This window comes from Leptolyngbya sp. FACHB-1624 (genome assembly GCF_047649235.1).
In the GTDB taxonomy this organism is placed as follows: Bacteria; Cyanobacteriota; Cyanobacteriia; order Leptolyngbyales; family Leptolyngbyaceae; genus Leptolyngbya; species Leptolyngbya boryana.
In genome coordinates this window covers 973,354-985,674 of sequence record NZ_CP180258.1, presented here as the reverse complement: position 1 = coordinate 985,674, position 12,321 = coordinate 973,354, and the positions used below count along the sequence as shown (strand labels likewise).

Annotated in this window: 11 protein-coding genes; 8 read left to right on the top strand and 3 right to left on the bottom strand. The window is 46.4% G+C overall.

The window, feature by feature from the left end; translation table 11 throughout:
- Nucleotides 1–31: 31 nt before the first annotated feature.
- Both ACMUEV_RS04540 and ACMUEV_RS04535 read left to right on the top strand, forming a co-directional pair.
- Nucleotides 32–829 (top strand): YebC/PmpR family DNA-binding transcriptional regulator, encoded by a 798-nt coding sequence (locus ACMUEV_RS04540; RefSeq protein ID WP_017290467.1) that lies wholly within the window; start codon nt 32–34, stop codon nt 827–829.
- A 289-nt stretch (nt 830–1,118) separates the two neighbouring features.
- Complete coding sequence (locus ACMUEV_RS04535; RefSeq protein WP_190653490.1) at nt 1,119–2,324, top strand: FAD-dependent hydroxylase; 1,206 nt, start codon at nt 1,119–1,121, stop codon at nt 2,322–2,324.
- Between the two features lie 16 nt (nt 2,325–2,340).
- Here ACMUEV_RS04535 and ACMUEV_RS04530 read toward each other — a convergent pair whose 3' ends face one another.
- Together ACMUEV_RS04530 and ACMUEV_RS04525 are read right to left on the bottom strand one after the other, a co-directional pair.
- Entirely contained in the window at nt 2,341–3,714 is a 1,374-nt protein-coding gene (locus ACMUEV_RS04530; RefSeq protein WP_190653491.1) for an ATP-binding protein, read from the bottom strand.
- Between the two features lie 91 nt (nt 3,715–3,805).
- Nucleotides 3,806–4,162, bottom strand: coding sequence for a PAS domain S-box protein (locus ACMUEV_RS04525; protein WP_017290470.1), 357 nt, complete (start codon nt 4,160–4,162; stop codon nt 3,806–3,808).
- A gap of 253 nt (nt 4,163–4,415) precedes the next feature.
- Here ACMUEV_RS04525 and ACMUEV_RS04520 point away from each other — a divergent pair, with 253 nt between their 5' ends.
- The 6 genes from ACMUEV_RS04520 (at nt 4,416) to rpoD (ending at nt 11,674) form a co-directional block, all read left to right on the top strand.
- Complete coding sequence (locus ACMUEV_RS04520; protein ID WP_190653492.1) at nt 4,416–6,278, top strand: FAD/NAD(P)-binding protein; 1,863 nt, start codon at nt 4,416–4,418, stop codon at nt 6,276–6,278.
- A gap of 26 nt (nt 6,279–6,304) precedes the next feature.
- Nucleotides 6,305–7,495 (top strand): YbfB/YjiJ family MFS transporter, encoded by a 1,191-nt coding sequence (locus tag ACMUEV_RS04515; RefSeq protein WP_347277635.1) that lies wholly within the window; start codon nt 6,305–6,307, stop codon nt 7,493–7,495.
- Between the two features lie 3 nt (nt 7,496–7,498).
- Nucleotides 7,499–8,137 (top strand): glutathione S-transferase family protein, encoded by a 639-nt coding sequence (locus ACMUEV_RS04510; protein WP_190653494.1) that lies wholly within the window; start codon nt 7,499–7,501, stop codon nt 8,135–8,137.
- A 94-nt stretch (nt 8,138–8,231) separates the two neighbouring features.
- Nucleotides 8,232–8,924, top strand: a complete 693-nt coding sequence (gene queC, locus ACMUEV_RS04505; RefSeq protein WP_190653495.1) for a 7-cyano-7-deazaguanine synthase QueC — start codon at nt 8,232–8,234, stop codon at nt 8,922–8,924.
- Between the two features lie 435 nt (nt 8,925–9,359).
- Nucleotides 9,360–9,746: a two-component system response regulator gene (locus ACMUEV_RS04500; RefSeq protein WP_017290475.1), complete on the top strand. Its 387-nt coding sequence runs from the start codon at nt 9,360–9,362 to the stop codon at nt 9,744–9,746.
- 800 nt (nt 9,747–10,546) lie between these two features.
- Nucleotides 10,547–11,674, top strand: coding sequence for an RNA polymerase sigma factor RpoD (gene rpoD, locus ACMUEV_RS04495; RefSeq protein WP_017290476.1), 1,128 nt, complete (start codon nt 10,547–10,549; stop codon nt 11,672–11,674).
- A gap of 119 nt (nt 11,675–11,793) precedes the next feature.
- On the opposite strand, the gene ACMUEV_RS04490 is transcribed toward rpoD, so the two are convergent.
- Nucleotides 11,794–12,276: a dihydrofolate reductase gene (locus tag ACMUEV_RS04490; RefSeq protein ID WP_190653496.1), complete on the bottom strand. Its 483-nt coding sequence runs from the start codon at nt 12,274–12,276 to the stop codon at nt 11,794–11,796.
- Nucleotides 12,277–12,321 lie beyond the last annotated feature (45 nt).

Below are 12,321 nucleotides of genomic sequence, written 5' to 3'. Positions count from 1 at the left end.
CTAAGAATCGCACCGTTTCGATTTTCAGGTTATGGCAGGACATAGTAAGTGGGCAAATATTAAGCGGCAAAAAGCGAGAGTAGACGCGAAAAGAGCCAATGTCTTTACCAAGGTTTCGCGCGAAATTATTGTAGCGGCCCGAAATGGTGTACCTGACCCCGCAGGCAATTTTCAGTTGAGAACTGCGATCGAGAAAGCCAAAGCCGCCGGAATCCCAAACGACAATATTGAACGAGCGATCGCTAAAGGTGCTGGCAAACTCGGGACAGATGCGCCACTCGAAGCAATTCAGTATGAAGGTTACGGGGCAGGCGGAGTTGCTGTCTTAATCGAAGCGCTAACCGATAACCGCAATCGAACTGCGGCTGATTTGAGAGAGGCATTTAGCAAAAACGGCGGAAACTTAGGTGAAACTGGCTGCGTGAACTGGATGTTTGAGCAAAAGGGAATTGTCGAACTGTCCTTTGCTCCTCAGAAACGAGGTCGTAAGCTCGAAGCAGTAGAAATTGACGAAGATGCGCTCCTCGAAGCCTGTCTTGAAGGCGGTGCAGATGCCTATGAATTGATTGAAACCGAAGACGGTCAAGCTGCAGAAGTGTTTACCGAAGTCGGAAATTTAGAAGCGCTCAGCCAAGCTTTGAAAGAACAAGGATACACCGTAGCCCAGGTCGAACTGCGTTGGATTCCTCAGAATACGATCGAAGTTACCGACCCCGATCATGCGCGATCGCTCCTCAAACTCATGGACGCACTCGATAGCTTAGATGACGTTCAGAACGCCACCGCCAACTTCGACATTGCTGAAGACCTGATGTTGGCAGCCCTGTGAACTCTCAACTTCTAAAAAAAAGCCCCGATGGAGATTTGGATGCCCCCATCCATCGCCCTTCGGGGTATCTGTGCTCTATTCGATGAATAGAATAAAGTTTTACCCTCTCCTGCACTTCGCCCACAACGTTCGCCTGACTGGGTGATTCTCAAAATTACTCAAATCGTATCTCAGCGCAATTACGGAATTTTCCCTAAAATGTGAGGCGGAAGAAATTGCCGATCGCACTTGCTCGTCTTGGAACTCTACGCGACAATAGGATGTAAAGTTTCGTATCGTGCGCTCAGATATGCAATTGCCTGAATTTGATATTGCGATCGTCGGAGGCGGAGTTGTCGGGACAACCTTCGCTTGTGCCTTGAAAGACTCCGGATTCCGAGTTGCACTGATCGAAGCCGAACTCACATCGCAAGCTGTATCCCGTGCTCAAGCCTACTCAATTTCGCTCCTCTCCAGTCGAATTTTTGAAGGTATGGGCATTTGGCAAGAAATTCGCTCTCAGGTCGAAACCTACAAGCGGGTTCAGTTAACCGATGCAAATTCTCCCAATGCTGTGAAGTTTGCACCCAATGACATTGGGACAGAAACGCTCGGCTATGTCGCTGAGCATCGCGTATTAATTTCCGCACTGCATCAATTGCTCAAGTCTTGCTCGAATGTCGAGTTGTTCTGCCCTGCTAAAGTCGTGAAAACTGAATTTCAACCGAACGGAGCAACCCTTGATGTGATGCTAAATGGAGAGATCCAGCAGATCCGATCGCATTTAGTTATTGCAGCGGATGGATCACGATCGCCCCTCCGTCAACAAGCCGGAATCAAAACATTCGGCTGGCAATATGGGCAAGCCTGCGTCGTCGCCACGCTCAAACTCGAATCACCTCACGACAACACAGCTTACGAATGGTTCTGGAGTACAGGTCCTTCTGGAATTTTGCCGCTGACTGACGATCGCTATCGAATTGTTTGGACAACCAACAGAGCCGAAGCTGAGAAGTTAGTGGCATTAGACGATCGTCAATTTATCGAAACGTTCCAACAGCGCTACGGCTCAAAATTTGGCACACCCCAAATCGAAGGAAATCGCTATCTATTTCCGATTCAACTCATGCACAGTCGGCGCTATGTCCTGCCGCAACTCGCATTAATTGGCGATGCAGCCCATAGTTGTCATCCCTTAGGAGGGCAAGGCATCAACATGGGAATTCGAGACGCGGCAGCGCTGGCTCAAGTTCTACAAACTGCACAAAAACGCGGTGAAGACATTGCCAGTTTGAAAGTGTTGCGGCGATATGAGCGCTGGCGACAGTGGGAAAATCTCATCATCTTGAGCATTACCGACATCCTCAATCGGACATTCTCGAATCAGATTTTTCCGATTGTTCAACTCCGTCGGTTTAGCTTATGGTTTTTGCAGAATATCCCGCCGATACGATCGCTGGTCTTTCGCATCATGTCCGGCTTAACAGGACGTGCTCCCCAACTTGCCCAACGATAACCATAGCTTTGAAAAATTAGATTTGAGAGTGAATCCGCTGGTGAATTGGAACTCGGATCAAAAACTCAGCGCCTTCTCCTTCACGGGAGAAACACTCTAGCTTCCCGTGATGTTTTTCTACAATCAACTGATAGCTAATTGACAGTCCCATGCCTGTACCTTTGCCAATCGGTTTGGTTGTGAAAAACGGATTGAAGATTTTTGCTCGAACTGTTTCAGAGATGCCAGAACCATTATCTGCGATCGTAATTTCCACTGAATCTCCGATCACGCAGGTTTGAATTGTAATTTGAGGTTGGCTGACTTCTTCTAAAGCATCGATCGCATTACTGAGAAGATTCATAAAGACTTGATTGAGTTGCCCTGCCAAACATTCAACCTGAGGGAGTTGCCCGTAGTGGCGCACGATTTGAATTTCTGGACGGTTGGGCTGTTGTTTCAAGCGATGCTGCAAAATTAAGAGCGTACTTTCAATTCCCTCATGCAGATCGACTCTTTTGAACTCAGCTTCATCAAGTCGAGAAAAATTACGGAGCGACAAAACGATTTCTTGAATCCGATCTGTTCCAATCTGCATCGAGTCTAGAATCTTCAGCAAATCTATTTGAATAAAGTCAAGGTCTGCGTCATCTGAAGCCTCCTGAATTTCTATGACAGGATTTGGATAATGCTGTTGATAGAGATGCAAGATGTGGAGAATATCAGCGATGTATCCTTGTAAGTGCGAGAGATTGCCGTAGATAAAAGAAACCGGGTTGTTAATTTCATGAGCAACGCCTGCTACGAGCTGCCCTAAAGAAGACATTTTTTCAGCTTGAATCAGTTGAGCCTGCGTGTCCTGTAATTCTCTCAGCAATCGTTGTAATTGTTCTGACTCTCTTTGCAAACGAGTATTGGTTTCACGTAATTCTTGAGTTCGCTGAGCGACCTGTTCTTCTAGGTGTTTTTTGCTGCCTTGGAGTTGACGCTCTGCTAGATATTGCTGAGTTACATCTCGCAAAACTAATACTGACCCCTCTTCATGCTCCAAGATACCCTGCTGATCGATTTCAACAAATGCCCAGGAAATCTCTAGAATATGCGTTTGCTCAGAAGCTTGAAATTCATAACACTGTGTTCCACTTTGATGGGTTTCTAAAGCGATCGTGACAGGATGCTGGCTCATTTCCACGGCTTCGCCTTCTAGCCAGAGTGGAAGCTTATACGCAAGTGAAGCACTCAACAGCATCAACCTCGGTTGACCCAAAAGCACCTCTAATGCTTCATTGCACCACTTAATTCGCCCCTTACCATCTGTCCAGACAATGCACTCCTTAACAGCACTAAGAGCGATTTCCATCTTACTGAGGGTAGAACGAAGGTGTCTCAACTGATAATCTTCGTTAGCCATCTACTTTAATTCCGTGTTAAGGATGCTTAAGTGCATTGCAGCAAGGATTTTCTCCCCCAACATCTACTTCTACACTCAGGCTCGATGATCGTTATAGTGGACGCAAAGTTGCTGCAAATAACCATTGTTCGCCCTGCTTTTCTGCAACGATAAAATGCTCAGACTCAATTTCTTGATTGTCTTTCGTGACAGCCTTTAGGTTTAAGGGGTGATTCAGGACTTTTGAGTGTCCCGTTGCTGAAAAGCGTGCAAATCCTAAGTTGTGAGCATCTTGAAAAAATGGTGGGAGAATTACGGTGAGCGGTTGTCCAATAATTTCTGTTGATGTCCACCCAAAAATGCGTTCAAAGTGTGAATTGACATCAACCACATTTCCTTGCTGATCGGCAACAACCACCGCTAAGTCACCTTGCTTTAGTTCTGCAATGGTAGGAGGAGTTTGAAGCATTTGAATATACCAAATGAGTACTGAATTCAACGAATTATACTCTGGGTTCCAGAATTGTAATCACCATAATTTATCAGGCAAATCTTCTACTTAACCATCATGAGGACACCTTGTATTAGAAGTACTTCTTTATACTAAATACATAGATCACCTGGTTAAAGCATCCCTGGCGTGGGCATTATTGAGTTCGAGCTAAAGATGAGAGCAGTTCCCGATTGAGCCATAGGATGTCTAACAACCGTAAGACGATCGAATGAAGATAAACTCACTGAATCAGGCAGATACCACGGGAGATCTGATTGCGATTATTGGTGCAGGCGCTAGAGGCTTAAGTGTTTTAGAACGAATTGTTGCATTCGCCAGAGCCGATCAGTTTTTAGCTCCGATTGTTGTTAAGGTTTTCGATCGTGATCCCTTTGGTTCGGGCTGCCACTCAGTCCATCAGCCCGAACATTTGTTGGTGAATACAATTGCCAGTCAAATCACTGTCTTTTCTGATCCAACTGTTCAAGGCTCAGGATTTCAGCTTGCAGGTCCTTCCTTCTATGAATGGCTTTGCGATCGAGATCGCTCTAGTTCTCCCTCTGATCCAAATGCCTACTATCCAAGAAAGCGACTGGGAGAGTATTTAGCCTGGAGCTTTGACTACTTGTGCAGCCTAGCACCCACCACCGTTAAGATTGTCACAGTTTCAAAGTATGTCGTCGCAGCATCGCCGATCGCAGCTTCAGAAGGGACAATCTGGAAATTAAAAGATGAGTCGGGTGACACTCATTTTGTTCGATACACTTTTCTCACCACAGGTCATGAGCAGGAGCCATTAACTCCAGAGCAATGCGAACAGCGATTGTTTCCGGTCTATCCTCTAGATCCAGCGGTTCAAGGAATTCAGCCTGATGAAACGGTCGCGATCGAAGGTCTAGGACTCTCAGCGTGTGATGTGATCTCGATGCTGACGATCGGACGAGGCGGTAAATTTAATCGCGAGCAAAATGGTCAAGTCTGCTATCAAGCTTCGGGTCAGGAACCAAAAATGATTGGCTTTGCCAGATCCGGGCTGCCGATTACGGCGCGCGCCCGGAATGAGAAAGAAGTGCGTGAGCAGTATCAAGCTCGCTTTCTCAACCGATCAGCGATCGCTCAACTCAAAGCAAAACATGGACAACTCGATTTTCAAACGCAAGTTCTCCCATTGCTCTTAGCAGATATGGAATTCGTATACAGCAGAACTTATGTGCAAAAACACAAAGGTTTTACTGCTGCTCATCAGTTCTCGAATTCCTATCTTGCTGCCACACAGAGACAACGGCGATCGCTGATCGCTGCTGAGATTCCATTGCATCAGCACTTTGACTGGCAGCGCTTAGTCAATCCAATTCCCTCTCAAAGCTTATCGACATATGAGCACTACAAAACCTGGTTAGACAGCTACTTGCACGAGGATTTAAGTTCCGCGAACGAAGGCAATCTCTCGAACCCGTTTAAAGCAGCTTGCGATGTGCTGCGAGATCTGCGAGATAATTTGCGCTACGTCGTTGATTTTGGGGGACTGACTGAAGACAGTCACCGTTGGTTTGTCCAGACCTTTCTTCCTGTTATGAATCGCCTAGCAGTTGGTCCACCCAAAGCAAGACTTGAAGAAATGCTTGCCCTGCAATCCGCCGGAATTCTCAAACTTGATTTAGGACCTCATCCACGCTGTCAGTTTGATCAAACTCGGCGGCGATTCGTGATTCAAGGCATGTTTGAGCAGGTTGAAGCCCACGCGTTAATTCGTTCTCGAATTGCGATGCCTCCTCCTCAAGCCAGTGCGAACCCCCTGCTTCGCCAGTTGATTGCAGATGGAATCTCTCGACCTTTTATGAATGGGCAGTTTCATCCGGGTGGCTTAGATGTCTCCAGCGATCTGAATCTGATTAGTCCAGCGAATGTTGTATATCCGAACTTTTGGGTTTTAGGCACGCCGATCGAAGGACCTAAATTTTACACGTTCATCTTGCCGCGTCCGTTTGTCAATTCGACAGCGCTCTTAGATGCCGATCGCGTTGTCCAAGCACTGCGTGATCAACTCACAGCCACCAAGTCAGGTTCAGTCGCTGTATCAGCGTTAATTTGATTGCACTCTATACCTCCAGTCATCAAGTGAAGAGTTTTTATCGATCGAACTTTTGGTTCGCTGGTTTAGCGGCAACCTTTACAGGTAACGGTATTGGGCGATTTGCTTACATCACACTGATGCCTGTGCTGATTCAAGCTAACTGGTTTTCTCAAGAAGAAGCAGCCCAATTTGGCGTTGCAGCATTATTAGGTTATCTATTGGGTCCTTTCCTGATTCGGCGTTTTGGCTCGCAAGTAAACCGTGCAACTTTGATGCGGATAGCGATGCTGTGTTGTTCTAGCAGCTACTTTGCCTGTGCTTTTCCGCAAATGGGGTTTGGATGGTTTTATAGTTGGCGATTTCTTTCAGGCGTGGGTGGAGCGATCTTGATGATTTTGGCTGCTCCTATGGTTCTTCCCCACGTTCGCCAGGACAGGCGGAGTCGCGTTGCTGGAGTCATCTTTTCGGGGATTGGGTTAGGTGCTGCCTTGTCTGGACTGCTGATTCCAGTATTGGTACAGATTCATATCAAGGTTGCTTGGGTGGCGATGGGGCTAGCTTGCGCTGGGCTAACACTGATGACCTGGAAAACCTGGGCTGAACTGGATGTTGCTCCAAATCCCTCCACGGTGACTCCGCCTGTGATGAAATCGCACTCTCTGAACCGGGGAATCGGGTGTCTCTTGATTGCCTATGCGCTGAATGCGGTCGGTTTTTTGCCGCATACCTTGTTCTGGGTTGATTTTCTAGTTCGAGATTTAGGGTTCTCACTGGCATCAGGAGGACTGTCCTGGGCATTATTCGGCATTGGTGCGGCTGTCGGCCCGCTCTTGACCGGAGTGATGGGAGATCGGTTGGGAGTGCGTCGGTGCTTGGTGCTAGGTTTTGGGCTGAAAGCACTGGGGGTTATGATACCTCTGTTGACACAAAAGCTTTGGATGTTGCATGGTTCTGCGTTTTTAGTTGGGATGTTTACGCCAGGGATTGTGACACTGGTTTCGACGTATTGTTTGCAGTTAGTGGGTACACAGGAACATCATCGGGCTTGGGGAGCGATGACGTTCTCGTTTGCTTTGACGCAGGCGATCGCGGGTATGGGGATGGCAATTCTACTGCGTCAAGTGAGTTCTTATCTTCCTCTCTATGCGATCAGTGCGATCGCGCTGGTCATCTCGACGGTTTGTATCCTGTGTATTCCTCAACCCGCTTCGATTCGCGCTCCAGAGTCCATTTAAGCGATGAAACTTTATCTGAATACGACTTCTCCCTTTGCCCGATGGGTATTAGTTTGCGCTCTAGAATATGCAGTTCCCGATTTGGAATTAATCTGGGTCAACCCGTGGGATACTCCCGAAACGCTAACTAGAGTGAATCCATTCTCTACGGTTCCAGTGTTGCAGATGAATCAAACTGAAGCTTTATATGAAAGTAGTATTATTGTTCGCTATCTGATTCCAGCCTCGATCGCACAATCGTCCTCTTTACAAGAATTGCAGCGATTAGCCTTGGGTAAAATGCTGCTGGAAACTGCTTTTCGTCATACCAGTCTAAAACGCTATGCTCCAGCGGATCTGCCTCCCCATCCTTTGATTGAACAGACGGAACGAGGACTGACGCGAGTCTTACAAACTTTATCGGTTCAAGATTTACCGAGCTTTTCAGCCCAACAGCGACCAGATGTAGCAAGTTTACAGATCGCGATCGCGTTAGATTACATTTCCTTTCGCTGTCCAGACTTATTTGTCTCTTCCGTCGCTCAATCGCTACAGGAGCAACTTCATGCCTATCAGTTGCGTCCTAGTTTTGAGTTCACGACTCCTTCCGCACTGGCAGCTCAATCCGCATCTATCCCGCTCGATGAATCGAGCTGTTCATAAAAACGGTGAGCAAGATTAAGCAAACATGTGAGCAGGCAGGCAACAGAGAGACGGAATGGTAAAAAGGACGTAAGTCGTTGTTCAATCAGTCGCGATGCCGAAAGCCGTTGTTTTATTGTCCGGTGGTCTAGATTCAGCAACCGTCGCTGCCCAAGCGATCGCAGATGGATATGATGTGATCGCGCTTTCATTTCGCTATGGTCAGCGCCACGATCGCGAACTCCAATCTGCTCAGGACATTGCTCAACATTTGCACCTCCCGCAGCACTTCATTGTGGATGTCAACCTTGCTCAGTGGGGAGGATCAGCCTTAACAGATTCAGCCATTGAAGTTCCGATCGCAGGTGTTCAGCCCGATGAGATTCCGATTACTTATGTCCCCGGACGAAACACGGTGTTTATTGCGATCGCGCTGTCTTTGGCAGAAGCTCAAAACGCAGAGGCAATCTATTTAGGCATTAATGCTGTCGATTATTCAGGTTATCCAGATTGCCGCCCTGAATATCTTGCCGCGTTTCAGACGCTCGCTCAACTCTCGTCTAAAGCAGGATTAGAAGGGAATGCGCCGAAATTAATTGCACCCTTGATTACCGATTCCAAGACCGACATTGTGAAACGGGCGGTGAAATTAGGCGTGCCGATCGAGAAAACTTGGTCATGCTATCAAGGCGAAACCGAACCTTGTGGAATCTGTGACTCTTGCCGAATTCGCGATCGCGCCTTGATCGAAGCAGGCTATCCAAAATTCGCAACAGCATCAGGAAGAGAATTCTATCAAAACTATTAAGAAAACAATTCAAAATAAGTGCTTGAAATCATGAATAAAAGCTTAAATCTAAATGAAAGTAATCTTCCATTCATTGATGAATAAAGTTGTGATGAAATCTAAAAAAATGGATCGTCGATTGCATCTAAGATCGACTAGATTTTTGCTCAACGATTCTTGAAAGTATTGGTGTAAGACATTTGTAGCGCAGGTAACCTTCAGAATTCATCTTTTTTAGTGAATCACCAGTCTGAGTGTTTCTAAGGAAATTGAAGATTCGTTCTATAAAGTTTACAGGAAAGATTTCTAAAAGCTTAAAAGCTAAGAAAAACCGAAGCATAAAAAACAATAAATGAGGATTCAAACCCAATCCTTGAAAGATTTTCAGCGAATTTCATCTAAAAAGAACCCAATTCGGCAGCCGCTATATTAAAACTCTAGCTTTGTAACTCTGTCATGGTTTTTCCGTCCACTTATATCCTACTGTTAGCTCCTCAACTTGAAGAATTAGACGGATTGGAATCGTTACTTCAACAAGTAGTACTCGACGTTGAAATTGTAGAGAACGCCGATCAAGCGCTTGCGAAGGTTACTCAGAATCCCCCTTGCTTGATCATTTTGCAAGAGCATCTCCGCTCCGAAACCGTCATTCATCAACTCAGACTGCTTTCTAATGCCGATCGCACAACCCTTGTCATCGTCACCGAAACCGATTCTCCAAGCTGGCTCCATCAAGAACAACGACCAGACGTAGATGGGTTCTTGGTCAAACCCCTCAGTACTGAGGTTCTGTTCTCCTTAATTCACTCCGCCTCTGCCCGACACTACTGTCATCCTGTTTGAGATCTGCCCATTGACAGATTTCTCTAATTTATCTTTAGAAAGGTATAAAAATATCTGATTCTCTGTCCCTGTTCATCAGAGAAAGCTGACGAACAATAAATCCTCGTTATCTATAATTAAGTGGCATCAGATCTCGGTAATTTCACGCTTTTCGTCGAATTCAATCCCCAATTCTGGTGAGTACCCTGATTAATTAAGCTAATCTTTGGTATGTTTCAGTCTTCAAAAGATCGGCTACCGTTATCAACAGAGATAGATAGATTTACATCTTTTGGAGGACGCATCAAGAAATTAAGCGGAGATTACATCAAGATTTTGCGCTAGATTTAAATTAGATTCGATGCCCCCTGCAAGAGACCCCAATCTTCTGCAATCTGGAGAATGCCTGTGCAAACCCAACAAAAGAGCCGCTACATCAACGGTAATGCGCTCTATCGAAATGGCAACGTGAACGCCAAGCACAGCACATTTAACCAAAATTGCAAATAAAGAAATCAGAAAGAGGGTGCAACTTTTGTGAGAAAGGCTACAATCGGGGAGACATTCCAAACATTTAGAAATAATGATCTCAAAAAATCGCGAGATGCCAACCGTATTTCCTCGGAAAATAAAAGTGGCAAGAGATTTTGAATGATCATTGACGCGATCGCTCTACTGCATACCAGCCAGATTGAATCGTGAGAGGTTTCTCGCGAAAGTCGTCGCCTCTGGTCAGTTAGACTGCATCGACCAGATCAGCCTCTGGAATTTCAGTGCTGGGACATTTTACTTCATTACTTAAGGAGCATGAGGAACGCGGCATGACCCAAGCCAAAGACTTACTTGTTGAAGAAGCATTCGACCCTTCAGAAGTGCTAGACGTAGACGTAGATCTAGACGACCTTGAGGATCTCGACGATTCCGATCAAGCGGATGACGATGAAGAGGGGAAACCCGGTAAGGGACGTGCCACTCGTCGCCGGACTCAAGCTAAGAAAAAGCATTACACCGAAGATTCGATCCGGTTGTATTTGCAAGAAATCGGTCGGATTCGCCTGTTGCGCGCCGACGAAGAGATCGAATTGGCACGGAAGATTGCTGATTTGCTCGAACTCGAGCGGATTCGGTTCCGACTTGCAGATAAGTTAGATCGCGAACCAACCGACGCAGATTGGGCACAAGAAGTAAAAATGCCGCTGCAACAGTTCCGACATCGCCTGCATTTAGGTCGTCGCGCCAAAGATAAGATGGTGCAGTCAAACCTACGACTGGTTGTGTCGATCGCGAAGAAGTATATGAATCGCGGCCTGTCGTTCCAAGATTTGATTCAAGAAGGCAGCTTGGGTCTGATTCGTGCGGCTGAGAAGTTTGACCACGAAAAAGGGTACAAATTCTCGACCTACGCAACTTGGTGGATTCGTCAGGCGATTACGCGAGCGATCGCGGATCAGTCGAGAACGATTCGCCTTCCGGTTCACTTGTACGAAACCATTTCTAGAATTAAGAAGACAACGAAATTGTTGTCTCAAGAAATGGGACGCAAGCCGACTGAAGAAGAAATCGCAACTCGGATGGAAATGACCATTGAGAAGCTGCGTTTCATTGCTAAGTCTGCTCAGTTGCCGATTTCGTTGGAAACGCCGATCGGGAAAGAAGAAGATTCTCGCTTGGGTGACTTTATCGAATCGGATGGCGAAACTCCGGAAGATCAAGTTTCTAAGAATTTGCTCCGTGAAGATCTCGAAGGCGTTTTGGCAACACTCAGCCCCCGTGAGAAAGACGTGTTGCGCCTGCGTTACGGTTTAGACGACGGTCGGATGAAGACCCTCGAAGAAATCGGTCAAATCTTCAATGTGACTCGCGAACGGATTCGTCAAATCGAGGCGAAGGCGTTGAGAAAACTACGTCACCCGAATCGGAATAGCGTTCTGAAGGAATACATTCGATAAGGTTTAAAGTTCTTTGGTTGCAAGCCCGATGGCATTGGTCATCGGGCTTTTTTATTGGGGAGTTAGGAGGCAAAGGATCTGTCGCGCTAATAAATTGATTCGGTATTACACAAATATTTTCAAGTGGGTACGAGGCGCTGATAGGTTTCAAAGCGATATCCATCTTGCTGATCGAGGTTCAGCAATTCAAAATCTGAAAGACGATCGCGCCATTCGCAAAAGAACACATCACCGGAATAATTGCCTTCGACGATCGTTAACTCCATACGATCGACCACAGCTAAAGCCTGTCGATAAATCGATGCACCACCGATGATAAATCGTTTCGCATCTGTACATTCCAAGGCTTGCGACAGCGATCGCACAAATTCCACTCCATCTGCCTGTAAACTCTGCGAAGAGATGATAATATTTCGACGGTCAGGGAGGGGACGTTTTCGGAGATCAAATTCCCAAGTTTTTCGACCCATAATAACGGTATGATGCAGCGTGAGTTGTCGGAACCGTTTGAGATCTTCAGGAATTGACCACGGGAGTTGACCACGATCGCCAATGACCCCATTGGTTTGCGCGATCGCGGCAATCAAGATAATTTCAGACATCTAACAGATTTGGGTCTATTCACTACGACGCTTTTCCACCTGGTT